Raw genomic sequence first — 24025 nt, forward strand, 5'->3', positions numbered from 1 at the left:
AACCGGTCGCGGACCTGATATTCGATCTGGTCGTCGGAAAGGTTGTAGAGCGCGCTCAGAACCAGCGTCTTGAACATCAAAACCGCGTCCATCGGCTTGCGTCCCGCGCGGGACTTGCGATCCGCATCCGGCTTGCGCCAGGCTCGCTCAAGGGTGGGACGGAACTCCTCCCACGGCACGACGGTGTCAATCTCGACCAGCGGGTCCTTCTTGGCATCCAGACTCGCGTAACGGTCCGAAAGATCGAAAAAACCCATCTGCGCCATCGCCGCATCTCCACTGCCGGTTCACTGTCCCACCATACCGCAGTGCAGGGGGTGGGGCAATTTATAGAGGTGCCCCAAAGAGGTAGCGCTTGACCGCAGCGTTCCGCCGTCCTGCACAAACCCGATACTTCCGGTGGACACGCCCCCCATCACCTGATCGGTGAAGAACCGCCAACGGGTTTCCGGCAGCATGGTGAAATCTTCTAGAAGAGTTGGCCCGGTTGCAGATCTGTCAGCCAGCGCGGGCGGCATGGCCGCACCAAAGAGCGTTGCAAGAAAGACCGCTGCAAAAAGTATCCGCATGACGTCTTTTACCAATGTCGCGTGCCGGGCGCGCCCTTGATCTGGCCGTCCAGGTTGGGTGTGACCCGGCCGCCGTAAAAGTCGCCCTGCTGCGGGATGATGCGCAGATCGCCGACCCATGCCTCATCCATCAGCCCGGCATAAAACGCGACATAGCCTGCAAGGGCCGCAATACCGGCGGTGGGGCAGTCATAGCACCATGCGGCGCGGGACGCGGTCTTGCCCCTGGCAATCACATCGAAATAACGCGCGACGCCTTTCCATTCGCAAAAGCTGCTGCCTTGCACCGGGCGCAGGGTGGCGTGGATATCCTCGCGTGGGAGGTAGTAGCGGGGGCATGGTGGGTTTCCAGCACGCGCAGGGCTCCGATGGTCTGGGCCACCAGCGCGCCACCCAGCCGAATGGTGATCTGCTGCGGCACAGATTCTAGCGCGGGCGGGCGGGGGTAGGATTGCACGTTTTCGCGCAAAAGGTCGGTCATGATGCAGCCCCGACCGATGGTTTGCGCGCAATCCCCATATAGAGGATGGCGGTCAGCGGCAGCGGCCCGAAGGTAAGATCGAACCTGCGGTTTATCCCGCGCGGGCCAAGGCCGGTCACAGCGCCCGGCAGCAACCCGGCTCCCTGCATCGCGACGCGCAATTCGCGTGGCTTGATGAACATGGCGGGGTCATGTGTGCCGCGCGGCAGCAGGCGCAGGATGTCTTCGGCGATGGTGATGGTGGCAAGCCGGGCCAGCGGGTTGCGGTTGATCGTGTCAAACAGGAACAGCCCGCCGGGGCGCAGGGTGCGGGCGACTTCGGACAGAACCTTGTTCAGGTCGGCGACATGTTCCAGCACATCGACGCAGACAACAGCGTCAAAACTGCTGTCGCCATAGGGCAGAGCCTCGCCCACGCCCACATCATAGCCGATGCGCAAACCTGTCGCGCGGGAATGGACGCGGGCGGCGTCAATGGCGTCAGACGCCGGGTCGATGCCGGTGACATCTGCGCCGCGCGCCGCCAATGCCTCGGCCATGAACCCCCCGGCACAGCCAAGGTCCAGCACCGCTTTGCCCTGCCAGTCAATCTGGCGGTCGAACCATTTCAGCCGCCCCGGCACGAGGTTTTTCAGCGTGCGCACCCAGCGGATATCATCCGACCACCAGCGGTCTGCCACTTTGTCATAGATCGTCAGGTCATTGCGCATCGGGCTGGTCCTTCGTCTTGGTCAAGCGTGGCAAAATGTAGGGCACTTCGGCGCGGTAGCCATCAAACCGCGCGCCATAGCGGGCGGCAAAGCGGCGTTCCTTCAGGCGCGGAGCGAGCAGGCAATAGGCGGTCAGGCTGATGGCCAGAACCAGTTGATCCGGCGTCCAGACCGGGGGCGTCCACAGCGTCAGCGCAAACGCCACATAGATCGGCTGGCGGATCAGGCGAAACAGGCCGCTGGTCGGCATGTCGGGGAACACCGGGCGGATACGCGCCAACAATGACATCCAGCCTAGCGCGCCTGATTGCACCTCTGCCCCCGCATCAAAGCTAGCTTTCAGCAGGATCAGCCAGCTGGCCGCGTAAGCGGTGGTCATGGCCCAGAAAGCCACCCCTTCGGCCCGCCACCAGACAATGCCCGACGGTGTCCATAGCGCAAACAGCGCCAGCAGTTGGGCCGAGGCGATGATGGCATAGGTGGTGGTGGCCAGCGTCTGCCCATGCGGGCCGGGGATCAGCCGTGCCAAAACCCGCCCGCCGCGCCCAGTCAGCAGCACGGAATGGACCAGCGGAAACTGCGCGATCAGGGCCGCATTGACCACTACGGCCCAAGGCCAAGGCACGGTGCCAAGGCTTTCGCTCAGGCCAAAGAACATCGCCACGATCATCGCCAGCACGCCGGCGGCAAACAGCGTATGGCACAGCACACCAAAAGTCAGCGCCAGTGCGACCCGTCCCATACCGGCTGGCGGGCGCAGGGCGGCGCGGATCAGCGTGATCAATCGGGCGATGCGCGGATCGGTCCACATCGTCATCGGCTCGCCAGCAGATCGGCGGCAATGGCGGTACCGCTGTCCCACGCCGCCTCGATGCGCGCACCAAGGCACCAGTCGCCGCCCAGATAAAGGCTGGCGTCGTCACTGCATAAAAACGGCTGGCCAAGCGGTTGCGTTACCCGCGCATAGCGCCAGCGGTGGGTGCTTGCATGGGTTACGGTGGCGAGGGGTGCACCCAACCTGTCGCACAGCAGGGGCAGCATGTGGGCGGTCAGGGTGGCTGGATCATCTTCCAGATGTGCCATGCTGAACGCCGCACCGGCCTGCGCCACCCACAGCGCGCCGTGCCCTTGGGGGCGGCCCGGCTTGGCACTGTCTTGCGCGATCCATGACAGCGGGTCGTCGGGATCTCTTCGGGTGACGAAGGGTGCTGGGCCCGCAACCGCAGCCATCAACGTCAGGCAGGGGGCCATTTGCACCGCGCCAAGGGGTGCGACCAACGGGTGATCCGCGCCCAAAAGGGATGCAACCTGCGGCGCGGGCACCGTCACCACAACCGATGCCGCCCGCAAGGTGCCCTCCGCCAGATGCAGCAGCCAGCCCGCTGTATCTGGTGTGAGGCGCAGAACTTGGGTATTTTGCCGAATATCCAACCCGGACCCAAGCGCCTTGGGCAGGGCCGACATGCCCGGCACGCCCACTTTGTGCGTGCGGCCTGTTCCATCTGCCCACCCGGCCAGCGTGCCTGCGTTTTCCAGTCCATCGAGAACGCTCGCAAAGCCTGCACCACGCGCATTAACGTATTGCGCGCCATGGTCGAACTGCAAAGCCCCCGCCCGCCGGGTGGCCACGCGCCCGCCAATGCCACGCCCTTTGTCCAGCACCACAGGTGCCATGCCCGCATCAGCCAATCTGCGCGCACAGGCCAGCCCGGCGATGCCCGCGCCAATGATGATGACAGGCGTCATGCGGGCTGCACCTGTTCGAGGATGCGGGGAATGTTCTTTCTCACCTTGAAGAATCCCGCCGTGGCGTGGGGCCAGATGGCAGCATCCCAATCGCGCCGCCATTCGCACAAGGTTGTGCCCGCGTGCGCAAGCGATGGGGCTGCCTCTTCCAGCCAGTCGTGCAACGGGCCTTGGGTAATATAAGGCGTAGCAATCTGTGTGGCACCCGCGCCGCTGGCCCATTTGGCAAGGGCTTCGGGGTCGCCCGCGTGCAACTGCAATGGCTCTGCGCCAATCCGTCGGGCGGCATCTGCCAACGCGCCTGCTTCAAACGCGGTGACCAAGCCTGAGACGGGCAAGAGTGACCGCAGATGGCTAGCACTCAGCGTGGCAATGCTGCGGATATCAAGGCTTGCGAGGTTGAAATCCTCAAGTCGGCAATCCTCATCCGTGATCAGCAGGGCTGTGGGCACATCGGGCTGGGGGGCGGTCACATCCCGCAAGGGCAGCACGGATGGCAGGCCATCGGGTTCCGTCGCCTCCAGCCCTTGGGTGACTTCCGCCAGATCAGATCGGCGCGGGGTGAACCGCCCGGCAGTAAAGGTCGCAATGTTCTGCGCATCCGCCGGATAGGGTTTACCGCGCGTATGCAGCCCTGCCGCCCATCGCCAGCCAAGCGTGTTGGACGCGGCATCGCCGTCCAGCAGATGCCGGTAAAAGAAATCCGCGCCCAGCCGCCACGGCAGGCCAAGGGTGAAAATCCAGATCGACGCGAACCACATCCGCGCATGGTTGTGCAGATAGCCGGTATCGACCAGTTCTGTGGCCCATGCATCAAAGCAATCAAGCCCCGTTTGGCCATTCATCGCGCGGTCCAGATCGCGGCGCAGGCGGCGGTCGCGGTCAAGGGTTGACAAATCAGCCTCCAGCCCGGTGACATAGCTGGCCCAGACCTGCGGACGGCGCTCCAGCCAGCCTTTGAAATAGCCGCGCCAGATGACTTCCTGCACGAATTTCTCAGAACCTTCGGGGCCATGCGCCACCAGCGCCGCCGCCACGGCATCCTGTTCCAGTACAAGCCTGCGCCTGATATAGGGCGACAGCAGCGACACCGCCTTGTGCGCGCCTGCACCGTGGTCGGTGTTGCGGCCATTGGCATAGCGACTGCCCATGCGGGGGACAAAGGCTTCCAGAATTGCATCGCCAGCGGCGCGGGTGGGGGTCCAGTCTGTCATCAGGGTCATTCCAAGGGTTGATCGTGGTCATAAATTTCGAACGATGGTTGCAGTGCCGCGCGCGCGCGCTGGTTGGGGGCCATCAAAGACATGCCCCCGATTTTGCGATGCGGAACTAACGGGGCAACCGGTTGCACATCGCCGACATGGCCCGTGACCACGCCAGCAAAGGACCCGCGCCCGGTCGGCACCGCAGCGCCATTGCTGTCATTGCCATTGCTCAAATGCCTGCTCCCCTATCAGGTGGAGACGCGCTGCTTGCGCAACCGGCGCAGGTGCCAGCGGTAGATCAACGGGGCCAGCGCAAAGTCATAAGCCGCACCCGCGATCTGTTTGATCCCCGGCAAGCCCACGATCCGGCCCAGCAGACGGTAGCGTGGCATCTGCGCCCAGAGCACCAGAAACGCCGGAATGCCGGATGTCAGCACCCCGTCATGCAGCACATAGAGCCTGCGCGCCGCCGTATCGGCATCCAAACCCCATTGGCTGCGCGCGTCCGTGTTCAGATCATCAAACCTGATCGGCAGACCCGCCTCGCCCGCATATCGCGCGTAATGCCCGATCTCAAAGTTACAGACTGGGCAATTGGCGTTGTAGAGAACGGATGTTTTGGTGCTTTTTTCCATATCATTCAGTTAGATTTACCGCCCGTGAAGTCAAACCGATGGCCCCGGTGCTGTGATTTCCCATGCGACCGGGCTAACCTGTCTGGATCGCAGCGTGAATAGCCTCGCGCGGCGTTGCAGCCCCGATCACCAGATCCATGTGTACTGAAAAAATGCGTAGCTACGCAGACATCCATTAAGGTAATGATATTGCTTGTTATTCAGTTGATTACACTCGCCACTAGAGCGAATCTGGGTGCAGGAAAACGATGCAACTCACCCAAGGATGACCAAGCCATGACCACAAAGACCAAAGCCCCTCGCGAAGCCCTGCTGCTGGAGATTGCCGCCAAGCATTTTCATCTTGAGACGCTGGAGACGCGAAATAGCGACAGCCTCGACTTTCACGATGTGTCGGTCTGGTCGATCCGCGCCGCACTGGAAGCGGCCTTCGCGGCTGGCCAAGTCGCAGCCCGCTGAACAGGAGAGCAGCCATGACCACCCGCCGCGCCACCACCCCGAACGACAAAGCCCTGAACGCCTTCATCTCTGCCAAAGCCGAGATCGATACGATGCTGGAGCGCCTGAAAGCCCTTAGCGACGATCATTTCAACACCCACCCCGACGAGATCAATTGGGGCGATGTCGGCACCCTCAACCACTACGCCAGCCTGTTGCGCCAGATCACCGACAGCGCCTTCAAAGAGGGCGAATACGCCGAGTGAGGCGATCCCGCCTCGAGCCTGCCCCGCGATGGCGGGGCTTGGCCTCATAGAAGCGTGCCGCATCCCGCGCGCCGTGAACGCAGAGGCCACCATGACCAAACTCACTGAAACCCAAGCCATAATTCTCAGCGCCGCAGCCCAGCGCGCGAGCAATCTCGCGATGCCGCTCCCCAAGGGGCTGCACGGTGCTGCCGCGAAAAAGGTCATCAGCATGATGATCGGACGCGGCTGGCTCGAAGAGGTCGACGCCGACCTGCGCAAGAACGAGCCGCTCTGGCGCGAGACCGGCGATGGTCACGGGACCACGCTGGTCGTCACTGACGCGGGGCTGCTGGCCATCGGGGTGGAGCCGGTTGTGGTGCAAACCATGGCTGCGATCCGCACCCACGCGGCCCAACCTCCCGCGCCCAAACCGGCAACCCCGCGTGCGGGGACCAAACAGGCGCAGATCATCGCGCTTTTGCAGCGCCCCGAGGGAGCAAGCGTCGCCGAGATGGTCGAAGCGACATCGTGGCAGGCTCACACGGTCCGGGGCGCAATCTCGGGCGCGCTGAAGAAGAGGCTTGGCCTGCCGATTATCGCCGAGAAGGTTGAGGGTAAGGGAATAGTCTACAAGTTGCCCGCCTGAGCCGTCCTCGACTGTTGAGCTAGGCTGTCGCCTGCGACCGGACTGCGATCATTCATTGCCACGACAGAAGATCGCAGGCCGCCGCCTTTAGGATGTCATGCGTCAAAAGCAGTTCAAATGGGTAGATCTCGCCCGGTTCCGGCTCTCCCCGATGTCCAGTTGGTTGATCCGCTCGGTAATCTCACATTCTACAGACGACCAAAGAAACAGGATCGAGCAGACGTTCGCCTTCATTTTGATGAGGGTGGTGGGATTTATAGTGGTATCATCTTGAATGGTTGGTCGGGCTTCGCATTCCTTTGCATCTGGGGCATCATCTTTCACTTTCCCGTCTGATGAAAGCTACTCCCTTGCAGTCTGGCGGCACTGTGTCCGGCCGCCATCTCTCACCGCAGCGCTGCCCAGTGCGTTCGGCGGCGGCCAACTGGGTGCCATGGCTGTGGAAAGTCTCATAGATCAGGTCGCTGGGGTCGCTGAACGCTGTCAGCACCGCCTCGACCAGCGCCACAGGGAACACCGCCGGGTGCCACCCCGCAGCACCCAAACCGCCCTTTTGCCGCATGATGCAGAAGAGGCTATCCGAAATGCGGCGGCTCTGGATCGTGTTGCCACTGCCGGTCTTGGCGTGGACGGTGCCGTCGGCCCGGCATCGACCACTGCCGCAAATGGTTTTGCCCGCATGCTTGGACGAAACCCCTTATGCGGTTTGCGGTGAGCGCGGCTGCAAGGGAAAACGAACTCGTACGGTGGGGCCAAGCGGCTGTTCCAGACGCCGGACAGCTTTGCCAAATGGTAAATTGATTTGGATTCAGAGGCTTCTCAGCAGGTGGCTTCCGGTGCCTGGCTTCCGGCTGGGTGGCTTCCGCAAACTGGATTCCCTGGATTCCGAAAGGAATCCAGCACGCCAAGATCGTGATTCCGCAAGCCTTTGATAATGAGTCGCTTTTTTCAAAATCGAGTGGCAGGTGGATTCCGCCTGGATTCCCCCACAAAATCCACTTCCGCTAGCGAAATGCCGCGCTGCGCCCCCCCGCATACGTTCGGGGCCCGGGAGGAACCATGCCGGGGGGGACAGCATCGTTTCCGGCCCACTTCCTCCATGTTTGCGGATTTTATTCGCTTTTGTCTCCCATTTCATGCGCGGATTGAGAGACTTGGAACAAGTAAGGTCAGTTTCAATATCGGTTGAAAGTGAAGCAGCGACCGGAGAGGAAATCTGCGGTGACGGCACGTTTTTGAACTTAATTCCAGCGCCTAGGTCTCAAAATACGTCATAATCTGTGTCAATTTGCTTGCATACAAATCATACCTGCGTCATTTTGTTATACCTGTATGCTGTTGAATGTAAATGTTTCGGCCTAGTTTGAGTTTTTGATAAATGAACAACGGAGACAACTGATGGAAACCCTATCGATAGGTCAATACGACCTAATTTATAACGCGTTCTCGTTCGGCTTTGCGACGCTCGCGGCCGCAACGCTTTTCTTCTGGCTAGGTATTGGTCAGGTGAAATCGCAATACAAAACTGCACTTGTGGTTACCGGTTTGGTAACGTTCATTGCGGCCTACCACTACTGGCGCATCGGTCAAAGCTGGAGTGACGCGTACACACTCGTTGATGGTGTACACGTGCCTACTGAAATGGCCTTTAACTCTGCGTATCGCTACGTAGATTGGCTTTTGACCGTCCCGCTTCTTCTTGTCGAGTTGATCCTCGTGATGAGCCTTTCCAGATCCGAGACTGTGTCGCGCGCAACCAGCCTTGGTCTTGCAGCACTGCTGATGGTCGCCTTGGGATATCCGGGCGAAGTGTCAGACTCGAACAACACTCGCTGGATCTTTGGTTTGTTGTCGATGGTTCCGTTTTTGTGGATTGTCTACCAACTGTACGCTGGTCTGGGCAGGGCGATCGAAAGTCAGCCAGAAAGCGCACGTGGCCTTGTACGTCTTGCGCGGAACGTAACTGTCGGCAGCTGGTGCTTTTATCCCGTCGTCTACTTTGCAGGTGCAGTTGGGCTTGAGGGTGCGACAGCGACAGTTGTGGTCGAAGTTGGCTACACAATTGCCGATATCATCGCGAAGGCCGGTTTTGGTGTGCTTATCTTCCTGATTGCAATGCGCAAGAGCGAAGATTTGGCCAACGTCGGTGGGGCAAAAGTAGTTCCCGCAGAATAACGGCTTGGACCGCCCCCGAAGGTCGGGGGCGGTCCCCTTTTCTCACCAGACCGGTTTATTGGAATGTTTGACACCAAATCAAAGATGACCATCTCGCTTGAAGATGTGGACGCCTACATGTTGCGTTGCACCTGCGAAACATCCTCACCGGTATCCGATGCCGCGCGGTATCATTTGACAGCGGGAGGCGCGCGTGTCCGTGCTCGGATTGGACTGGACGCCGCCATCGCGCTTGGGTTGTCGCCAACAACGGCGCTGGCCTGTGCTGCGGCCCCAGAACTTCTGCATAATGCGTCCCTAATTCACGACGACCTGCAGGATGGCGATGCACTGCGCCGCAACATGCCTGCGGTCTGGTCGCGCTATGGGCGGGATGCTGCGATATCATCCGGCGATCTGCTTATTTCAGCAGCTTATAAGGCAATCGCCTTACACCCAAATGCTGGCGCCGCCATTTGTGCGATGCACGACGCGGTTTCCGTCACGATCAGAGGCCAGGCGCAAGATTGCAGTGCAAGGAACCATTCATCAGAAGACTGCGCAGGCATTGCTGCCGACAAGTCTGGCCCACTTTTGGCTTTGCCAGTCCGCCTTGCGTTAATTGCAGCTGACGCACCGGGCCAAGAAGTTGCGATCCGTGCCGGTCGCGCCATTGCAATTGCATATCAAACACTTGATGATTTCGTTGACAAGGCCGCCGATCGTGCAACCAGTGCGACCAATATATGCTTGTCACTTGAGGCAGAGGGCCACGACCCTGCAGCTGCCATCTCAGTTGCCCGCACTCGTGCGCAGGCCGCACTAATGTCCGCCAGACAAGACGCGCGCGATTTGCCAAACAGCGCGGGTACGCCGCTACTGACCCTTGTCAATCGACTTGAAGCCCAACTGAAGGAACTTGATAATGCCGCGTGATACATCTTTTTTGGGTCATCAGACGGCCATTGTCGCCGGTGCTGGTTTCGGTGGTATCGCAGCAGCTTTGCGCCTGCGGGCAAAAGGATATAATGTCCATTTGATTGATCGTTGCGCGCGTCTAGGAGGGCGTGGTCAGGTGTTCGAGAAGGAAGGATTTCGTCACGACGCAGGTCCAACGGTGCTGACGGCCCCACATCTGTTTCAAGAACTGTTCACGCTTTTTGGCGAGAATATGTCCGATTATGTGACGCTGGTGCAGCCAGACCCATGGTACCGGTTTCATTACCACGACGGCGAAACTTTTGACTACGGTCCGACCGAAAAGGCGACCGAGGCTGAAATCGCGCGTCTGTCTCCGGGCGATGTCGATGGTTATCGCCGCATGGGGGCATGGTCCAAGAAAATATATGATGTCGGCTTCACCGGTCTGTCGGATGTGCCGTTTCATTCACTCGCTTTCATGATCAAGCAGATACCCGATCTTCTACGGCTTCGGTCGTATGAAAGCGTCTGGTCGATGGTGTCGCGTCACCTCAAAAGCGACAGGCTGCGCAGGGCGTTCTCGATTCAGCCCTTGTTGCTGGGCGGCAATCCTTTTTCGACCACGGCAATTTACGGCATGATCAATCACCTTGAACGCGAACATGGCGTCTGGTTCGCCATGGGTGGCACCGGCGCTCTTGTAGATGCGTTGGAGCGGCTGATGCGAGAGCAAGGGATCAAGATTTCGCTGGGTGAAACCATTTCTCGGATCAAGGTCGAAGGTGACCGCGCAACGGGCGTAGTGCTCGAAACGGGAGAGGAGCTGGACGCCGATCTGGTCGTATCAAACATGGATCCTGTTCACGTCTACCGCGAGATGTTACCTGCGGCGCAGATTTCAAATGTCGCCAAGCTGCGCGTGAAAACCTCCAAGCTTTCCATGGGTCTGTACGTTTTGTACTTTGGGGCGACGAAGACTTGGCCGGACGTTGCACATCACACTGTTTGGTTTGGTGAGCGTTACAAAGACCTGCTGCGCGATATCTTCGAGAAAAAGAAGCTGGCCGATGACTTCTCGCTTTATGTGCATCGTCCCACGGCCACCGATCCCAGCTTTGCGCCTGAAGGGTGCGACAGCTTTTATGTACTCTGCCCGGTTCCGAACCTGGCTGGCGGGCAGGACTGGGCGGTAGAGGGGTCAAAGCTGCGCGACCGGATTGTTGCGGCGCTGGATGCCTCAATGCTACCGGGTTTGAAAGACCATATTACGGCAGAATTTGCCATGACGCCGGCAGACTTCAAGACCAACTACCTGTCCGTAGATGGCGCTGGGTTCTCGCTCTCTCCGTTCTTCACGCAATCGGCATGGTTCAGGTTCCATAACCGTGGCGAGGGGGTGCAAAACCTCTATTTTGTCGGCGCGGGCACGCATCCCGGCGCGGGCGTGCCCGGTGTCGTTTCCTCAGCCAAGGTTCTTGATCATTTGATCCCGGTGGCCGAGGCTGTCATATGAGTCCTGAGGCAACGATGGCGCGCCATGCGCGCAGTTTCGCTCCCGCAGCACGCATGCTGTCACGGTCAGACCGTGCGCGCGTTGCGCGCCTATACGTTCTGTGCCGGACCATTGACGACATAGCGGATGAGATCGGGGGCGATGTAGGTCGCGCTGAATTAGAGACGTTGCATGCGGATCTGGAGCGGATGGACACAACAAGCCTGCTTGCTGTCGAGGGCCGCGCGCTGTTTGCAGGGCGCCCCGACGGGATGAATGCGCTGCGCCAACTTGTGGCTGCGGCGGCGGCAGATACGGGGCGCACCTGTATCGCGGATGACAATGCGCTTGACACCTACTGCATGGGGGTCGCGGGCACGGTCGGCGTCATGATTTGCGCGCTGTTCGACATCGACAGAGGCTGGCACAAGGCTGCAGCGGATTTGGGCAAGGCCATGCAGCTGACCAATATCTGTCGCGACGTGGCAGAAGATGCTCGCGTCGGGCGTCGATACCTACCTTTTTCGCAATGTCCCTATCCGCCGGATGCCATCACGGCAGGTGCGCCGGATGCCATCGCCGCCGCCTCGGCATCCATGGCGCATCTATTGCACCGGGCCGATGATTTCTATCTGACGGGTCGTCATGGATTGGTCGCACTACCGGTTCGGCTGCGACTTGCCGTGGCATCAGCTGCTGCGATGTATGCAGGGATCGGAACGGAATTACGCCGTCGTAACTATTCCCCGCTTCTGGGGCGTACGGTGGTTCCGGCTGAACGCAAAGTCGGGCTGGTCGTTGCAGCCCTTGTTCGTGAAACAACACAAGCATTAAAATCGGAAGTGAGGTCAGCGTATGTCCGGATCTGACGTTGATATTGCGATCCTTGGTGGCGGCTGCGCGGGGTTAAGCATGGCTATTCGCTTGGCGAAAAGTCATCTTTCGGTTCGGGTGATCGAACCCCGGGCCGAATATGTTGATGATCGGGCTTGGAGTTTCTGGCGTACCCGCAGCGATCCGTTTGAGGATTGCGTGCGCAAAGAGTGGACATCTTGGACCGTGGCTGGACCGAACCATCAAAGCACACGAACATCCGCCCATTTGCGGTACCAGACGATTGAGTCTGGCGCGTTCTACACCCGCGCGTGTGAGTGTATCGATCAGGGTCAGGGTACATCGCTGTCAATGGGTGTCACTGCCAACGACGTTATTCGGGCGGGCAAGAACTGGAGAATCGAGACGAATGCCGGGGCGTTCACGGCCCGAACAGTGATAGACACGCGGCCACCAATGCGTGTGCCCGTTTATGGTCAATTCTTTCTGGGTCGCGAAATCCAGACAGAACGGCATGTCTTCGATCCCGATGTCGTGCAATTGATGCATTTTCGCCCGGCGCGAAGTGCGGGCGTTGATTTCGTCTATATCCTTCCGTTTGCGCCCGACCGCGCATTGGTCGAGGTAACGTCGTTCGCACCTCATAACCCGGGGCCTGATGTGTTTGGGCCTTGGTTGGACGCCGAGATAGATGCTCTTGATCCCGGCAAAACCGAAACCCTGCGTACCGAAGCGGGCGCTTTGCCGATGGAAGCAGGGTTTGCTGATCCTGAAGTCCAAGGGATCATTCGCATGGGATTAGGGGGTGGTGCTGCGCGACCGTCAACCGGGTATGCGTTTAGCCGAACCCAGATTCAGGCAGATCAGGTAGCCGCCGCACTGATAAAAGGTAATACTCCGAAAACCAGTCTCGATGGCCCGATTACCCGTTTCATGGACCGCGTATTCCTTCAGGTTATGAAAACAAATCCTGCACGCGGACCCGCTTTGTTCGAGGCGTTATTTCGAAATGCGCCGAAAGATCGCTTGGAAAGGTTTCTGTCGGGCTCGACGAGCACGTTTGACCGGTTATCGGTTATGGCGTCACTGCCGCCGATGCCTTTCTTGCGGGCTGCCGCATTCCCGGCATGACCAGTTCTCCCGCTTGGCAAACTTGGCTATTCATCTGTGCTGCCGCCTTTGCCGTCGTTTTGACAGGCCTGCTAGAACCCGACCTGACTACTCAGGTTTTCCTGCTTGCGCCCTTTGTTGCCGTGATTGGCCTGCCCCATGGCGCACTTGACTTGTCGATCGCAAAGGTGCTTTGGCCTCTTCGAGGGTGGCATGGAAAAGTTAAGTTTGTCAGTCTTTATCTAAGCCTTTCTGCTCTGATCGTTATTTTCTGGATTTTGTTCCCAAGCGCATCTCTGTTCGCATTTCTGATCTATTCCGCGGTTCACTTTTCGGGTGATTGGAGTGACAGCCCCACTGCTTTGCGATGGTGCGGCGGTGCTGCAACCATCGGGGGGCCAGCGCTGTTTCATCAGGGCGATGTTGCGCATATCTTCGGATACCTCGTGCCCGAATCCGCTGCTAATCTTGCAACAAGTTGCCTAGTCATTGCTGGCGGCACAGCCTTGGTGATCTTCGTCGCAATGCTGATATTGCAACCGACAACGCGCACCCGCGCAGCGGCAGAGCAGGCAGCGATATGGCTTGCCGCAGGTTTACTTGTCCCACTTGTCTACTTCATCGTCTATTTTTGCGTATTGCACTCCGTGCGGCACACTGTAGCCACGATCGAGTCGCTAAAAGACCGCAAGGACGCATTGCTGACTGCGGGATTTTTATCTGCAATCACGGCCTTGATGGCAGTTTCAAGTATTCTCTTTCTGGATAGCTTCAAGGCAGGTTTGATTGTGGAGAGCATTTCTCAAACCGTCTTCATAGGATTGGCAGCCTTGACTATTCCCCACATGATTCTTGTTGATCGATTCCAGCGTCGCAGCCACCATTTGGCAGAGGCATTATAAGTCGTAAACACCAACCAGCCCTGATGGTGCGACCGCACTATTTTGTGGATCATCGCAGCCTCGCGTCGTAGCATCGATGCTGTAAGACGCGCTGACATCTAAAAAACAGACCAAGTGCGGGTGTCCAGAAAAACACCTCGCGCCGCCGCGAAGGCCCCTTGTTCCAGTCATTTCCGACCAACCTATCGCGTCCACGGCCGCTCCTTCGGCATCGCAGCCGTTACCTCGACATCCCGCAGCATGCGCCCCGTCACCAGCCCATCCTGCACCCAATCCAATGCCTGCCACCAATCCTCATACCCGCGACGAGCGGAGGTGATCTGTTCGGGATGCGGCCGCCAGGTTACCGGACAGGCCCGCACTTCGATTGTCCGCCATTTGTCGCTGACCAGTACTTTTTCGGTGCCGACAACGACGCTGACGGCACGATCGCCATGGCGGTTGCGCTTCATATCAACCGGCACGCAGCGCGGCACTGCGCCGGGCATCCAGTTGGGCGTAATCCCAGCGCGCGCCATTTCGGCCACGCTGATCGCCATCCGGATGCCACCGAGGCTGTCAGGCATTCCCGCGACGGCGGCGGCGATCACCTCTGCGTCGGGATGGGTGTAGCTGCCCATCTTGTGCTGCCCGCCGTCAACTTTGCAGCCCAGCGCTGCGCGTTGCAGCAGGACATATTCCAGCCCAAAGCCAAAGCCCTCTTCTGAGACGTTCTTTGACACTGGCAGTTCCAGCTGTGCCCTTTCCACTCGAAAAGCCCATTCCAGCGCTGCTTGCACGCCTAGTGGGCGTTTCACCTTTGTGCCGCCGATCCGTCCGATCCGTCCCTGCATGCTCATGGCTGCAATCCTTCAAAGAGGTTCATCTGCGATGGGCCCTCCGGCCCTTCGCTTGGTCGCCAGATCCAAGGGCCCAAGACCATGGGCAGCTGCGAGAGAGCGCCACGCATGCGATGCTGCCAGAGGGTGAACTCCGTTGCCGAGCAGGCGCAGAGCGCGTGCCCGATGGGCCAACCCATCAGCCATCCGACGAAGAGCGGATTGAGCCGCCGCCGTGCTCGGGCTTTCAGGATCCGCCGCGAGACGACGGGCCCATGCGAGGCAATCATTGAAGCCCACAGCGGGCGCGAGATCGGGGCGTGATGCGAGGGTCGCAGCCCATCCGGCGTGATCGCCGGGTCCGGGCGGGTGAAGCCCTGTTCCGCCCGGTAATGCAGAATATCCATCCGGGACTTGCCATCCGCCCGCATGATGTTGCCTTCGCTCGATCCCCTCCAGTTCTGCGCCGCCGGTGTCGGCCATTGGATTGCCTGTGCACTCAGCTTCGGCTCGCCCCGGCTGTTGATCTTGCCGCGCAGCCGGTCCATCTGGTCGTCGGCCACCGGCGTTTGCCATTGCGCCGCCTGCGCTGGCAGGGGCGGCATCCCGCCCGAGCCATAGCTCTGCCCCGGTCCGCCCTTCGCGCCATCCGTCGCTTTCGGTGTCGACCAGTTGCTGATGCCCAGCGCCAGCGCTTCGGCCTTGCGGGTGAAATCGCTGTTCCCGGCCGGGTTGTAGCTGGCAGTGCCGGGATGCAGGCTCATCGGTGTGGGCCAGGATGAAGATGCGGATCCGCTGATGCGGCGCGCCGACTTCAGCCGCAGAGAACAGACCCGCCGCAGGCGAGTAGCCCATGTCCCAAAGCTCTCGCAGCACGGTTTCAAGACCGAGGGTGACATGCCCGGAGACGTTTTCGAGGAACACCCATTCGGGGCGGCATTCGGCGATGACGCGGGCGACCTCGGGCCAGAGGTGGCGGGGATCGTCGGCACCTCCGCGCTTTCCGGCGGCACTGAAGGGCTGGCAGGGGTATCCGGCGAGGATTGTGTCGAAGGCACCACGGAAAGGTCGGGCGTCGAAACTGCGCAGATCATCCCAGATTGGCGCGGGCGCAAAATACCGCGCGGCTTGGGCGGCGATGAGGACAGCGCGGGGCCAGTCCTCCCACTCGACGAAGGCGCGAGTGTGATATCCGGGTTCGGCCAGCATGAGGCCCAGATCAAGGCCTCCGCCGCCTGCGCAGAGGGACAATCCATGCCGGGGACGCGACACCATGCCATTCACCTAATTCCCCGCATCCGGAGCTGTTCGGCCGTGACCAAGCCCCGGCCCAGCATTGCGTCTCGGACGGTGTTGTTGATGGCGCTGACGGGCAAGTAGCGATCAGAATTGATGATCTCGGCGTAAAACACCGGCAGATCGATGATTGGCTTCACCGCCGGTGCCGGATCGGTTTTACGCTTGCGACGCTTCCGACCCGAACTTTCCGACTTGCGCTGGGCTGCACGCTGCATGGCGCGGTCCAGCGCCTTTGGCCCATCGGGTGGTTCGGGATGATCGTGGCGCGTGTCCTTCGCCGCCGAGACGATCTCGGCCTCGGTCAGCCCCAGCTCGGTGCGCCAGCGCTGGACGTGCAGTTGGGGCGGCCAACCCTGCCACCAGCCCGGCAGGGCGGCGGGGTCCAGGCCCAGCGCCAAAATCAACTCTGCGAAAAACTGATCAAATTCGAAATCGCGCGCTTGCGCGTCCTCCTCCTCCTTTACTGGTTTTCTTAAAGGTTCTCTTACAAGGTTAGTGTCCCAATTTGAGACACGGGAATCGCTGTTTTTGAGACACGGGATTGCGTCAAAATGAGACACGGGCCCGTGTTCCAGATCGAGACACGGCGTCTGCGATATTTCTTGCGCCAACCCATTGTCAGAGCGCATTTTTTCCGTGTTCGTGCCGTGTCTCAAATTAGGACACGGGATATGAGGGTCGAAAGGTGCGTTGTCGCCTGTTTCTGGCGGGTTCTTGCCGCTCGGTCCTGGAGAAGTAAAACTTGGCTCGAAGCTGAGAAGGTACCGTGTCGGTCGATGCTGGCCTGTCCGCAGATCGACATTCCGGATCCGCCGGATAAGACCGCGCGTCTCCAGATCATCGAGATGGCGGTTCAGGGTAGCGCGCCCGATTTCGCAATCATGCGCAAGCCGCTCTTGTGAAGGAAAGCAGCCGTAATCCGGATTGAACCGATCACACAGATGCCAGAGCAATATCTTGGTGGTGGGCTTCAGCCCGCGCTGCTGGATGGCCCAATTGGTAGCGGCATGGCTCATGGCTGAGGCCTCCGCGTTGTGCCGTTTGCTTGGCGCTGGCCTGTATCTTTTAGCACCACACGACTGGTGAAGCCATTGTCGGCCAGTGCGCCCAGCGCGTCGTCAAGGCTGCGCACCAGCGCCCACCCAAACCCCTGCGCCAAAACTCGATCGTGAAACGCTTCCTGTGCAGGGCTGAGCCGCCCCTTGAGAGATTTCAGCTCCAGAAACAGCACGCACCCATCGCAGAGCACTATCAGATCGGCAAAGCCGGGCTGCACTCCCATGCCGACCAGGATGGCCTGACGTTTGGCACCGCGCGAGCCCGGCTCGGTCACTTCATTGGCGCAGTGATGGAGGATTGCCTTTTTGGGGAGTGCAAAGCGCAGCGCAATGACAACCGCACGCTGCAGATCGGCCTCTGGTGTCCCGTGCCGCTTCATCGCCGCACCTCCGGGTCTGATCGGTTGCGATCGATGCGCCCGGGCGATTTGGCCTCAAGGATGACCAGCAAGATCCTTGCATCCTCGCGCTCCGTTGGAGTTTGGCTATGGCGCACGAGAACATTGCAGGCCATGCGCAGCAGATGATCCGAGTGGTGGACAACATCGGCCACAACAATGCGGGCCTCATGCAACCGCTCCTCAATCCACTCCTGGCGGATCTCGTCACGGGTGTTGCGCTTGCGGAAGGGCAGGGGGATGCTCATCGACGCATCCCCCGGCGTGCGCGGCGATGGTCCGCTGCTTCCTGATCTTCCAACCATTCCACAACAACGCTGCGGCGATAATAGATTTTCCGACCCGCACGGATGCAGGGCGGCCCCCAACGCTCGGCTGTCCAGCGCCGCAGGGTTCCTTCGGTCACCTCGAGTTCCTGGGCAAGATCGGACCGGCTGATCCAACCGTTTAGCAGCGCGCGGGACGGATCCCTGCTGCCTTTGGCGTTCGTGAGTTCCTGCATGTGTTTTCTCCAGTGTAAGTGCCCGAATGCGGGCAAATGCTGCTGGCCATTCACGCATATCGCTGGGGGTGGCAGGGAGGCACGGGGTGGCACGAAATCCGTCACCCTCGTGCCACCCCTTGTTTTACTGGCTTTTTGGCGATCTCAGCTCCGTTGGTTCGCAGTCTCGCTGCACTGCGGCAATCCGGTTCAATGCGCTTTCGCGTTCATTCCTATGCAAATCGCCTTGTTCGCGGGCTTTCGCGCGCATTGGCGCGCAAACAGGGGGTGGCAACGTGCACAAACGCGTGCCACCCCCTGTTTTATTGACGATTTTGCACATCTCGCCCCTTCCGGCCGTGATTCTGGCCGCCAACGGCATGTGTGGGTGGAAATATTGATCGATGACACGGGGCACCGCTCAGGCTGGAAACCGGCCCAGCGCGCAAATTCCCAATAAAACAGGGGGTGGCACGCCCACTGTCTCCAGCGTGCCACCCCGTGCCTCCCTGCCACCCTCAGGGCCATGCTCTGCTTGATAGAGGGCGCGATCTACGCGTCATGACAGGGCAAGAGAAAGGTATTCAGATGGTGAACAGACAGAAACTGACGGAAGTGATCGTGCGCGAGGCCGAACCTGCGGAGGGTCGGGATTATCAGATCTTTGATACCGAGGTGCGCGGTTTTGCCGTTTGCATCTACCGCGGTGGTGGTCGCGCCTTCACGCTGGATTATCGCTACGCCAGTCGGCAACGCCGCATGACCTTTGGCCGCTGGCCGGAATGGAGCGTGTCGGCAGCACGCACGCGCGCCAAAGAGTTGCGCCGGGACATCGATGCGGGGGGCGATCCATTGGCGAACAAGGATGCCCTGCGCGAGGCACCCCGGATGACGGATCTGATCGCGCGCTACGTCGCGGTGCACCTGACGCATCTGGCCAAGCTCAATGCGGGCGATCAGCGTTCAATGATGGAGAAGTTCATAGGACCTGCCTGGGGCAGGATGCTCGTGACCGAGGTCAGCTCCTACGATGTGGAACTGCTGCTGAACAAGGTCGCCGAGGGGCGCGCGCGGCCTGCCAAAGCAAAGCCCAACAACCGAGCACGCAAGCTGCAGGGCGCAAAGCCCACGCCCGTGCGGGCAAACCGGGTCGGCGAGGTGGTCAGAAAGATGTTCGCCTATGCCGTCAAATGGGGCTGGCGCGAAGATAACCCGGCCATGGGGTTTCGCAGGCGAATGGAAACGCCGCGCGAACGATATCTGTCGCAAGATGAACTCAGCCGCCTCGCTGCCGCCCTTGACGCTTCCCACGATGATCGTGGCGCAGGGATTATCCGGCTGTGCATGTTGACCGGGGCGCGCGTGGGCGAGGTGCGTCAAGCAAGATTCGAGGATTTCAACCTCGAACACCTTTCATGGACCAAACCCGCGACGACGACAAAGCAGCGCCGCGTGCACCGCGTGCCGATTTCTGACGAGGCGGCTGCCATCGTGCGCCAGCGCCGCCTTGTGGTGCTTTCTGGATCGCCGTGGCTGTTTGCGGGCGATACGCCCGGCCAGCCTGTACAGGAAATCCGCCGCTTCTGGGCGCGGATCCAAAAGGAGGTTGGCATCCCTGGCGTGCACATCCACGACCTGCGCCACACCTTTGCATCGCTGCTGGTGAGCGGTGGCGCCTCGCTCGAGATGATTGGCAAGCTGCTTGGCCATAGCCAGATGCAAACCACCCAGCGGTATGCGCATTTGATGGACTCGCCGTTGCGCGCGGGTGTCGATGCCGTCGCCAATGCCTTCAAGCCCAAGCCCCGCCTCGTCCACACCGCAGAGCCAGCTTCGGCATCGATGACCTCGCGCAGTGGGCCCGGCCGGGTTACCGCTTCGGCTTCTTGAACTTCAGGGCGTCAAGAATAGGTTTGAGGCGCCGACGGATCGAGCGTTCATCCGGGAATGCGCCACCTTCCGATCGTGCGGCGAACCAGTCCTGCAGTTCCCGGATCCATTCATTTTGTGAAGCGGGCAAGCCCTCTTCGAATACGCGCCGTGTGATCTCGACATTCATCGCTGGCCAGTCGTAATCCCCTTCCTCGCTCAGCCCAGCGCCCTCGGCGATCCGACCGAAGAGATTGTGAGCGTCCTCAAAGATTTGAACATCTTCGCCCAAGATCATCACATCCCCAATCGAGACTATGACGCCCGCCTCCGGCGCACTGATGTACAGCCACTCGTCGTCATCAGGCAGGCGGATGCGGTGCAGATGCGCCGATTGCGGCCCAGTCCCGCAGCGGCGGAATATTGGCAGGATATCCATCGGCTGGATTTGGACCAGCCCGCTGGCGCGCTTGTCTGCGCATTCGACGGGCGGAATGCCGGTGACGATCCTTAAAGATCCCGTTCCAGCCCAACCGGCTATGTCTGATACCGTGCAGCCCCAGCGTGCGGCAGCTTCGTGGATAGTGTAGAAAACACGTTGTGGTAATCCCATTTTCAGCTTCCCATTGCGTATGCACCGCTGTCGGGTCGAGCAGGCCCCTTGAGCGGCAAATTCAACTTGTGATCAGAGGCTTGATCCTGCCGCACGGGGCGCCAGCGGTAACGATTCGGCCTCGACTACCAATTATAGACGGGCTAGGGGGTCAGTCTCTTACCCCTTGTTGTGGCTCCAACTTCTCAAGAAATCCTCCATGTCCTTCATCAAAGCGCAGCAGCTCTACCGAATGGCTGAAATGGCCGCTGCACGGCGTTTGGGGATCTCTATGCGCATTGTCATGGAGGAGTTCGATGTCGAGGAGCGCACGGCACGACGCATGTTGCGCCAGTTCGAAGATCTGTTCCCTGGTGTGCAGACCTCGGACGCAGATGACCGTCGCCGTTGGTGGTCGTTGACAGATGTGCCCTACATTCAGCACCGCGTTCTCAAGGAGAACGAACTGGCAGCCCTTGATTTGGCGATCCGACGCGCGGCACGCGATGGTGCTGAAGGTGAGGCCAAAGCACTGGAAACCGCACGCGACCGTCTCGTCGCGTCTTACTCCCGCCCCATGGTGCGCGGGGCAAAGGGATACTCAGAGATCCTTTTGCTGGCGAATGGCTTTGCGTCTCGGCCAGGCCCAACCCGGAGGGTGCCCGAGGATTACCTCAATCTTTTGTTTACCGCCTTCCGCAGGCCCACCATGGTCGAGATCGTCTATCAGGGCGCGCGCGATCCAGAGCCACGAAAGCGTCTGGTGGAGCCCCACGCCGTGATTGTCGGCACCCGTCATTACCTGATTGCCCGAGACATCAATGCCGACCTGCAATACCGGCAGTTTCGGTTTGACCGCATCTTCGAGATGCGCGGTACCGTTCAGGTCTTCGAGCGCGACCCAGATTTCGACGTTGAGCGTTATAGCGCCCAAGGCTTTGGGTCGTTCGTTTCTGACGCGGAGCAAGGTCCAGTCCGCTGGCGTTTCTCGCCCAGCGCGGCATCCGAGGCGCGCGACTTCGTGTTCCATCCTAATCAGGAGTTAACCGAGCTAGACGATGGCAGCCTCTTGGTCGAGTTCGAGGCCAGCGGCTGGCTGGAGATGGCATGGCATCTCGTCAAATGGGGCAATGCCGTCGAGGTACTGGATCCGCCAGAGCTCAGGAACATGCTGGAGCGCGTAAGGCGCGGAGAGGTAGAAATCCTGCCTTGAAGGTTGAAAAGGGCGGGAAGCGGTCATTAGCTACAAGTGCGCGGGCCTGCTACGCCCCAATGTCGGAAACCGACATTCATTCAGCTTTGAAATAGGGCTTCTCTTTGTACCGCCGCGTGTCAGCTTCGAGCCCGAACCTACGTATCCTGCGGGATGCCTGAACGAGCGAAAAATTCGTATTGTTGCCATTGCCAACGGTCAGGACGGCTCGTTGCTACCCATGAAAAAAGGCTGCGCCGAACGGCAGTTCTTCTTGCGTTCGAACTATCCGGTCTACGATTTCCTGTGGCTCTACGGTCGATTTCGGTCGTTCGGGCATCCGTTACAATTTTCTATTGCAAGCGGGTGATCTAAATACTGTCCTTCACGCGAACCCAAGTCTTTAAGAGATGACTTGCCATGGCTTCACCAAGCCGCTCTCCATCCCTGTCGTTTAGTGCAAGCACCATTTCCTCGTGATCCGCCACTGCACCGTCCCACGAGCCTGGCTTCTGACTCCCGATATATCGGATATGTTTCAACCTTGCTTGAATGTTCGACTGCATCTCTTTCAGCGTTTCATTCTTTGAAAGCTCCGTCAGACGCGAATGAAACTCTTGGTTCAACTTGTAGTACGGCATCCTATCGCGGTCGTCGTAGTAGCTCATCATGCGCTCATGCAAAGTAACGAGACTTTCAATCTCTTCGTCGCTCGCTCTCACGCAGACTAGCTCCCCGGCGAGCCTCTCAAGCTGGCCCAACACCTCAAGCATAGAAAACACATCCTCTGGGGTTAGCTTCCTAACGATGCTGCCTTTTGATGGGCGTACAATCACAAGCCCTTCGGCGGCGAGAGTGCGGAGCGCCTCGCGAAATGGCGTACGAGACACGCCTAAATCCTCGATGAGTTGCGCTTCATCTATTCGACTTCCCGGCTCCAGCGAACCGTCGATGATCAAGTCGCGAACACGATTCGCAACCTGATCATGAAGAGACCGGTTCGTTATGGCAATGGATGGAACCATGGCTAACTCTCTACTTATTATGGCTTAATTCTGACCTTGGTGCGTTTGAATATTGTATCCATATTCAGCTTGCAGGTCCATACCTCAAGAGTGTATACAAAATACATGTAGCGGAAATGCAAGCTTGCATGCCGCAAGGAGAGGAGACCACCCAATGAAATCGCTTCGCAATGGCGTGTCCGCCACATTAATGGTTTGTGCCGTGTCACTATCCGCAGCGCCGGCCGTCGCTGAGACCTACATCGTCGCAGTCGGCGCCCCATCGAACAGCCTTCAGGGGCGCAGTGCGGCCAAGTTTGCAGAAGATCTGCAAGCTGAACTTGGCGATGCACATATTGTGGAATTCTATGCCGACGCGCAGCTGGGTGACGAAAAAGAACTGATGCAGAAGCTTCGACTTGGCACGGTCCAATTCACGCTGATTTCGTCAATTATGACTAACGTGGCACCTGAATTCGCGCTCTTCGACATGCCGTTTCTTGTCAAGGATCGTGCTCATCTCAAGGCGATCGATGCCGAGATCGTCCAGACCGACCTCGCGCCAAAGGCCGAAGAAACTGGCCTGAAAGTGCTGTCCACCTGGGAGAACGGGTTCCGTCAAATCACCAACAGCACGCGCCCAATCAATACGCCAGCAGACCTTCAGGGGCTCAAGATCCGTACGCCGTCGTCTGAGTGGCGTGTCGCTATGTTCAAGGAATGGGGTGCAAATCCGACGCCGATGTCCTTCTCTGAGGTATTCGTGGCGTTGCAGACTGGAACGATGGACGGGCAGGAAAACCCACTGACCAACATCACCGGTGCCAACTTTCAGGAAGTTCAGAAGTACCTGAGCCTCACCGGCCACGTCTATTCTCCATCATATCTGACCACTGGTCTGGAAGTCTGGAATAATCTGCCCGAAGATGTGCAGTCTGCCGTCAGAATCGTCGCGGCGTCGGTCCAGGAATGGTCGCTAGAAGAAGGTGAATCCGCCGACAACGAATTGGTGGACAAGGTCAAGGCCGCCGGCATGGAAGTAAACGAAGTCGACAAGGACACCTTTATCGAGGCCTCTGCGCCAATCTACAAGGCATTCGCCGACCAAGTCGAAGGCGGAGAAGAACTGGTTAGCCGCGCTCAGGCTCTGGCCAAGTAAGTTGCCTATATCGCGCCGACCGGTTTGTCCGGCCGGTCGCACGCGCATCGTAAGGAGTGCCTCA

The 24025-nt window shown here is 59.5% G+C and carries 31 protein-coding genes and 1 pseudogene; 12 read left to right on the forward strand and 20 right to left on the reverse strand.

Annotated elements, in window-relative coordinates:
• From BMY36_RS14105 to BMY36_RS14145, 10 genes are all read right to left on the reverse strand, one after another.
• The coding region (locus BMY36_RS14105; protein WP_139194065.1) for a transposase at nucleotides 1–266 on the reverse strand (266 nt) is incomplete at its 3' end.
• A 21-nt stretch (nucleotides 267–287) separates the two neighbouring features.
• The gene (locus BMY36_RS19985) at nucleotides 288–584 is read right to left on the reverse strand and encodes a hypothetical protein (protein WP_175469303.1); all 297 of its coding nucleotides are present in this window, start codon (nucleotides 582–584) and stop codon (nucleotides 288–290) included.
• On the reverse strand, nucleotides 578–856 hold the full coding sequence (locus tag BMY36_RS20520) for a DUF427 domain-containing protein (RefSeq protein WP_231579779.1): 279 nt from the start codon (nucleotides 854–856) through the stop codon (nucleotides 578–580). Before BMY36_RS20520 ends, BMY36_RS19985 begins: the two co-directional genes overlap by 7 nt.
• Complete coding sequence (locus BMY36_RS20525) at nucleotides 802–1050, reverse strand: hypothetical protein (protein WP_231579782.1); 249 nt, start codon at nucleotides 1048–1050, stop codon at nucleotides 802–804. Before BMY36_RS20525 ends, BMY36_RS20520 begins: the two co-directional genes overlap by 55 nt.
• On the reverse strand, nucleotides 1047–1760 hold the full coding sequence (gene ubiG, locus BMY36_RS14120; protein WP_050520938.1) for a bifunctional 2-polyprenyl-6-hydroxyphenol methylase/3-demethylubiquinol 3-O-methyltransferase UbiG: 714 nt from the start codon (nucleotides 1758–1760) through the stop codon (nucleotides 1047–1049). The genes BMY36_RS20525 and ubiG overlap by 4 nt, the downstream gene beginning before the upstream one ends.
• A complete protein-coding gene (locus tag BMY36_RS14125) occupies nucleotides 1750–2571 on the reverse strand; it encodes a methyltransferase family protein (protein WP_082224938.1) in 822 nt (273 codons plus the stop codon). Before BMY36_RS14125 ends, ubiG begins: the two co-directional genes overlap by 11 nt.
• A 2-nt stretch (nucleotides 2572–2573) precedes the next feature.
• Nucleotides 2574–3506, reverse strand: coding sequence for an NAD(P)/FAD-dependent oxidoreductase (locus tag BMY36_RS14130; RefSeq protein WP_050520940.1), 933 nt, complete (start codon nucleotides 3504–3506; stop codon nucleotides 2574–2576).
• Complete coding sequence (locus BMY36_RS14135) at nucleotides 3503–4720, reverse strand: FAD-binding domain-containing protein (RefSeq protein WP_050520972.1); 1218 nt, start codon at nucleotides 4718–4720, stop codon at nucleotides 3503–3505. The genes BMY36_RS14130 and BMY36_RS14135 overlap by 4 nt, the downstream gene beginning before the upstream one ends.
• Nucleotides 4721–4725: 5 nt before the next feature.
• Nucleotides 4726–4944: a hypothetical protein gene (locus BMY36_RS14140; protein ID WP_050520941.1), complete on the reverse strand. Its 219-nt coding sequence runs from the start codon at nucleotides 4942–4944 to the stop codon at nucleotides 4726–4728.
• Between the two features lie 15 nt (nucleotides 4945–4959).
• Complete coding sequence (locus BMY36_RS14145; protein WP_050520942.1) at nucleotides 4960–5346, reverse strand: thiol-disulfide oxidoreductase DCC family protein; 387 nt, start codon at nucleotides 5344–5346, stop codon at nucleotides 4960–4962.
• A 276-nt stretch (nucleotides 5347–5622) separates the two neighbouring features.
• On the opposite strand from BMY36_RS14145, the gene BMY36_RS14150 reads away from it, so the two are divergent.
• From BMY36_RS14150 to BMY36_RS14160, 3 genes are all read left to right on the forward strand, one after another.
• The gene (locus BMY36_RS14150; RefSeq protein WP_050520973.1) at nucleotides 5623–5805 is read left to right on the forward strand and encodes a DUF6900 domain-containing protein; all 183 of its coding nucleotides are present in this window, start codon (nucleotides 5623–5625) and stop codon (nucleotides 5803–5805) included.
• 14 nt (nucleotides 5806–5819) lie between these two features.
• Nucleotides 5820–6050 carry a hypothetical protein gene (locus tag BMY36_RS14155; protein WP_050520943.1) on the forward strand — a complete coding sequence of 77 codons (231 nt, stop codon included), beginning with the start codon at nucleotides 5820–5822 and terminating at the stop codon, nucleotides 6048–6050.
• 91 nt (nucleotides 6051–6141) lie between these two features.
• Nucleotides 6142–6678 (forward strand): DUF3489 domain-containing protein, encoded by a 537-nt coding sequence (locus BMY36_RS14160; RefSeq protein WP_050520974.1) that lies wholly within the window; start codon nucleotides 6142–6144, stop codon nucleotides 6676–6678.
• 313 nt (nucleotides 6679–6991) lie between these two features.
• Here the strand turns inward: BMY36_RS14160 and BMY36_RS20530 are convergent, their stop codons facing one another.
• Nucleotides 6992–7240 (reverse strand): site-specific DNA-methyltransferase, encoded by a 249-nt coding sequence (locus BMY36_RS20530; RefSeq protein ID WP_050520944.1) that lies wholly within the window; start codon nucleotides 7238–7240, stop codon nucleotides 6992–6994.
• An 836-nt stretch (nucleotides 7241–8076) separates the two neighbouring features.
• On the opposite strand from BMY36_RS20530, the gene BMY36_RS14170 reads away from it, so the two are divergent.
• The 6 genes from BMY36_RS14170 to BMY36_RS14195 all read left to right on the forward strand — a co-directional run bounded on the left by BMY36_RS14170 (nucleotide 8077) and on the right by BMY36_RS14195 (nucleotide 14091).
• The gene (locus BMY36_RS14170) at nucleotides 8077–8853 is read left to right on the forward strand and encodes a bacteriorhodopsin-like (protein ID WP_050520945.1); all 777 of its coding nucleotides are present in this window, start codon (nucleotides 8077–8079) and stop codon (nucleotides 8851–8853) included.
• Between the two features lie 63 nt (nucleotides 8854–8916).
• Nucleotides 8917–9768 carry a polyprenyl synthetase family protein gene (locus BMY36_RS14175; protein WP_050520946.1) on the forward strand — a complete coding sequence of 284 codons (852 nt, stop codon included), beginning with the start codon at nucleotides 8917–8919 and terminating at the stop codon, nucleotides 9766–9768.
• Entirely contained in the window at nucleotides 9758–11266 is a 1509-nt protein-coding gene (gene crtI, locus BMY36_RS14180) for a phytoene desaturase family protein (RefSeq protein WP_050520947.1), read from the forward strand. Before BMY36_RS14175 ends, crtI begins: the two co-directional genes overlap by 11 nt.
• A gap of 14 nt (nucleotides 11267–11280) precedes the next feature.
• Nucleotides 11281–12114 (forward strand): phytoene/squalene synthase family protein, encoded by an 834-nt coding sequence (locus tag BMY36_RS14185; RefSeq protein WP_269430862.1) that lies wholly within the window; start codon nucleotides 11281–11283, stop codon nucleotides 12112–12114.
• Nucleotides 12101–13210 (forward strand): lycopene cyclase family protein, encoded by a 1110-nt coding sequence (locus BMY36_RS14190; RefSeq protein ID WP_050520949.1) that lies wholly within the window; start codon nucleotides 12101–12103, stop codon nucleotides 13208–13210. The genes BMY36_RS14185 and BMY36_RS14190 overlap by 14 nt, the downstream gene beginning before the upstream one ends.
• The gene (locus BMY36_RS14195; protein ID WP_050520950.1) at nucleotides 13207–14091 is read left to right on the forward strand and encodes a Brp/Blh family beta-carotene 15,15'-dioxygenase; all 885 of its coding nucleotides are present in this window, start codon (nucleotides 13207–13209) and stop codon (nucleotides 14089–14091) included. Before BMY36_RS14190 ends, BMY36_RS14195 begins: the two co-directional genes overlap by 4 nt.
• Nucleotides 14092–14273: 182 nt before the next feature.
• On the opposite strand, the gene BMY36_RS14200 is transcribed toward BMY36_RS14195, so the two are convergent.
• The 7 genes and pseudogenes from BMY36_RS14200 to BMY36_RS14230 all read right to left on the reverse strand — a co-directional run bounded on the left by BMY36_RS14200 (nucleotide 14274) and on the right by BMY36_RS14230 (nucleotide 18166).
• Entirely contained in the window at nucleotides 14274–14930 is a 657-nt protein-coding gene (locus BMY36_RS14200) for a hypothetical protein (protein WP_050520951.1), read from the reverse strand.
• The gene (locus tag BMY36_RS20535; protein ID WP_050520952.1) at nucleotides 14927–15673 is read right to left on the reverse strand and encodes a hypothetical protein; all 747 of its coding nucleotides are present in this window, start codon (nucleotides 15671–15673) and stop codon (nucleotides 14927–14929) included. The genes BMY36_RS14200 and BMY36_RS20535 overlap by 4 nt, the downstream gene beginning before the upstream one ends.
• Nucleotides 15672–16184 (reverse strand): annotated as a pseudogene (locus BMY36_RS20540) (DNA cytosine methyltransferase); the annotation flags it as partial. The pseudogene BMY36_RS20540 and the gene BMY36_RS20535, both read right to left, overlap by 2 nt.
• Nucleotides 16185–16189: 5 nt before the next feature.
• The gene (locus BMY36_RS14215; RefSeq protein WP_050520954.1) at nucleotides 16190–17224 is read right to left on the reverse strand and encodes a helix-turn-helix domain-containing protein; all 1035 of its coding nucleotides are present in this window, start codon (nucleotides 17222–17224) and stop codon (nucleotides 16190–16192) included.
• Entirely contained in the window at nucleotides 17221–17646 is a 426-nt protein-coding gene (locus BMY36_RS14220; protein WP_050520955.1) for a VRR-NUC domain-containing protein, read from the reverse strand. The genes BMY36_RS14215 and BMY36_RS14220 overlap by 4 nt, the downstream gene beginning before the upstream one ends.
• Entirely contained in the window at nucleotides 17643–17912 is a 270-nt protein-coding gene (locus tag BMY36_RS14225) for a hypothetical protein (protein WP_050520956.1), read from the reverse strand. The genes BMY36_RS14220 and BMY36_RS14225 overlap by 4 nt, the downstream gene beginning before the upstream one ends.
• Complete coding sequence (locus BMY36_RS14230; RefSeq protein WP_050520957.1) at nucleotides 17909–18166, reverse strand: helix-turn-helix transcriptional regulator; 258 nt, start codon at nucleotides 18164–18166, stop codon at nucleotides 17909–17911. Before BMY36_RS14230 ends, BMY36_RS14225 begins: the two co-directional genes overlap by 4 nt.
• 567 nt (nucleotides 18167–18733) lie before the next feature.
• Between BMY36_RS14230 and BMY36_RS14240 the strand changes: the two genes are divergently transcribed.
• Nucleotides 18734–20035, forward strand: coding sequence for a tyrosine-type recombinase/integrase (locus BMY36_RS14240; protein ID WP_050520959.1), 1302 nt, complete (start codon nucleotides 18734–18736; stop codon nucleotides 20033–20035).
• On the opposite strand, the gene BMY36_RS14245 is transcribed toward BMY36_RS14240, so the two are convergent.
• On the reverse strand, nucleotides 20016–20627 hold the full coding sequence (locus BMY36_RS14245; protein WP_050520960.1) for a hypothetical protein: 612 nt from the start codon (nucleotides 20625–20627) through the stop codon (nucleotides 20016–20018). The genes BMY36_RS14240 and BMY36_RS14245 overlap by 20 nt on opposite strands.
• A gap of 199 nt (nucleotides 20628–20826) precedes the next feature.
• Here BMY36_RS14245 and BMY36_RS14250 point away from each other — a divergent pair, with 199 nt between their 5' ends.
• Nucleotides 20827–21819, forward strand: coding sequence for a helix-turn-helix transcriptional regulator (locus BMY36_RS14250; protein WP_050520961.1), 993 nt, complete (start codon nucleotides 20827–20829; stop codon nucleotides 21817–21819).
• A 350-nt stretch (nucleotides 21820–22169) separates the two neighbouring features.
• On the opposite strand, the gene BMY36_RS14255 is transcribed toward BMY36_RS14250, so the two are convergent.
• Nucleotides 22170–22823 carry a GntR family transcriptional regulator gene (locus BMY36_RS14255; protein ID WP_050520962.1) on the reverse strand — a complete coding sequence of 218 codons (654 nt, stop codon included), beginning with the start codon at nucleotides 22821–22823 and terminating at the stop codon, nucleotides 22170–22172.
• A 154-nt stretch (nucleotides 22824–22977) separates the two neighbouring features.
• Between BMY36_RS14255 and BMY36_RS14260 the strand changes: the two genes are divergently transcribed.
• Complete coding sequence (locus BMY36_RS14260; protein WP_050520963.1) at nucleotides 22978–23961, forward strand: TRAP transporter substrate-binding protein; 984 nt, start codon at nucleotides 22978–22980, stop codon at nucleotides 23959–23961.
• The last annotated feature ends 64 nt before the right edge of the window (nucleotides 23962–24025 follow it).

The organism is Pseudorhodobacter antarcticus, from assembly GCF_900110135.1.
In the GTDB taxonomy this organism is placed as follows: domain Bacteria; phylum Pseudomonadota; class Alphaproteobacteria; order Rhodobacterales; family Rhodobacteraceae; genus Pseudorhodobacter; species Pseudorhodobacter antarcticus.

Bases quoted from the DNA above. Each gene is read 5' to 3' on its own strand.
- BMY36_RS20525 (WP_231579782.1), bottom strand. From the start codon at position 1,050: ATGACCGACCTTTTGCGCGAAAACGTGCAATCCTACCCCCGCCCGCCC.
- ubiG (WP_050520938.1), bottom strand. From the start codon at position 1,760: ATGCGCAATGACCTGACGATCTATGACAAAGTGGCAGACCGCTGGTGG.
- BMY36_RS14125 (WP_082224938.1), bottom strand. From the start codon at position 2,571: ATGTGGACCGATCCGCGCATCGCCCGATTGATCACGCTGATCCGCGCC.
- BMY36_RS14130 (WP_050520940.1), bottom strand. From the start codon at position 3,506: ATGACGCCTGTCATCATCATTGGCGCGGGCATCGCCGGGCTGGCCTGT.
- BMY36_RS14135 (WP_050520972.1), bottom strand. From the start codon at position 4,720: ATGACAGACTGGACCCCCACCCGCGCCGCTGGCGATGCAATTCTGGAA.
- BMY36_RS14145 (WP_050520942.1), bottom strand. From the start codon at position 5,346: ATGGAAAAAAGCACCAAAACATCCGTTCTCTACAACGCCAATTGCCCA.
- BMY36_RS14150 (WP_050520973.1), top strand. From the start codon at position 5,623: ATGACCACAAAGACCAAAGCCCCTCGCGAAGCCCTGCTGCTGGAGATT.
- BMY36_RS14155 (WP_050520943.1), top strand. From the start codon at position 5,820: ATGACCACCCGCCGCGCCACCACCCCGAACGACAAAGCCCTGAACGCC.
- BMY36_RS14160 (WP_050520974.1), top strand. From the start codon at position 6,142: ATGACCAAACTCACTGAAACCCAAGCCATAATTCTCAGCGCCGCAGCC.
- BMY36_RS20530 (WP_050520944.1), bottom strand. From the start codon at position 7,240: ATGCGGCAAAAGGGCGGTTTGGGTGCTGCGGGGTGGCACCCGGCGGTG.
- BMY36_RS14170 (WP_050520945.1), top strand. From the start codon at position 8,077: ATGGAAACCCTATCGATAGGTCAATACGACCTAATTTATAACGCGTTC.
- BMY36_RS14175 (WP_050520946.1), top strand. From the start codon at position 8,917: ATGTTTGACACCAAATCAAAGATGACCATCTCGCTTGAAGATGTGGAC.
- crtI (WP_050520947.1), top strand. From the start codon at position 9,758: ATGCCGCGTGATACATCTTTTTTGGGTCATCAGACGGCCATTGTCGCC.
- BMY36_RS14185 (WP_269430862.1), top strand. From the start codon at position 11,281: ATGGCGCGCCATGCGCGCAGTTTCGCTCCCGCAGCACGCATGCTGTCA.
- BMY36_RS14190 (WP_050520949.1), top strand. From the start codon at position 12,101: ATGTCCGGATCTGACGTTGATATTGCGATCCTTGGTGGCGGCTGCGCG.
- BMY36_RS14195 (WP_050520950.1), top strand. From the start codon at position 13,207: ATGACCAGTTCTCCCGCTTGGCAAACTTGGCTATTCATCTGTGCTGCC.
- BMY36_RS14200 (WP_050520951.1), bottom strand. From the start codon at position 14,930: ATGAGCATGCAGGGACGGATCGGACGGATCGGCGGCACAAAGGTGAAA.
- BMY36_RS20535 (WP_050520952.1), bottom strand. From the start codon at position 15,673: ATGAGCCTGCATCCCGGCACTGCCAGCTACAACCCGGCCGGGAACAGC.
- BMY36_RS14215 (WP_050520954.1), bottom strand. From the start codon at position 17,224: ATGAGCCATGCCGCTACCAATTGGGCCATCCAGCAGCGCGGGCTGAAG.
- BMY36_RS14220 (WP_050520955.1), bottom strand. From the start codon at position 17,646: ATGAAGCGGCACGGGACACCAGAGGCCGATCTGCAGCGTGCGGTTGTC.
- BMY36_RS14225 (WP_050520956.1), bottom strand. From the start codon at position 17,912: ATGAGCATCCCCCTGCCCTTCCGCAAGCGCAACACCCGTGACGAGATC.
- BMY36_RS14230 (WP_050520957.1), bottom strand. From the start codon at position 18,166: ATGCAGGAACTCACGAACGCCAAAGGCAGCAGGGATCCGTCCCGCGCG.
- BMY36_RS14240 (WP_050520959.1), top strand. From the start codon at position 18,734: ATGGTGAACAGACAGAAACTGACGGAAGTGATCGTGCGCGAGGCCGAA.
- BMY36_RS14245 (WP_050520960.1), bottom strand. From the start codon at position 20,627: ATGGGATTACCACAACGTGTTTTCTACACTATCCACGAAGCTGCCGCA.
- BMY36_RS14250 (WP_050520961.1), top strand. From the start codon at position 20,827: ATGTCCTTCATCAAAGCGCAGCAGCTCTACCGAATGGCTGAAATGGCC.
- BMY36_RS14255 (WP_050520962.1), bottom strand. From the start codon at position 22,823: ATGGTTCCATCCATTGCCATAACGAACCGGTCTCTTCATGATCAGGTT.
- BMY36_RS14260 (WP_050520963.1), top strand. From the start codon at position 22,978: ATGAAATCGCTTCGCAATGGCGTGTCCGCCACATTAATGGTTTGTGCC.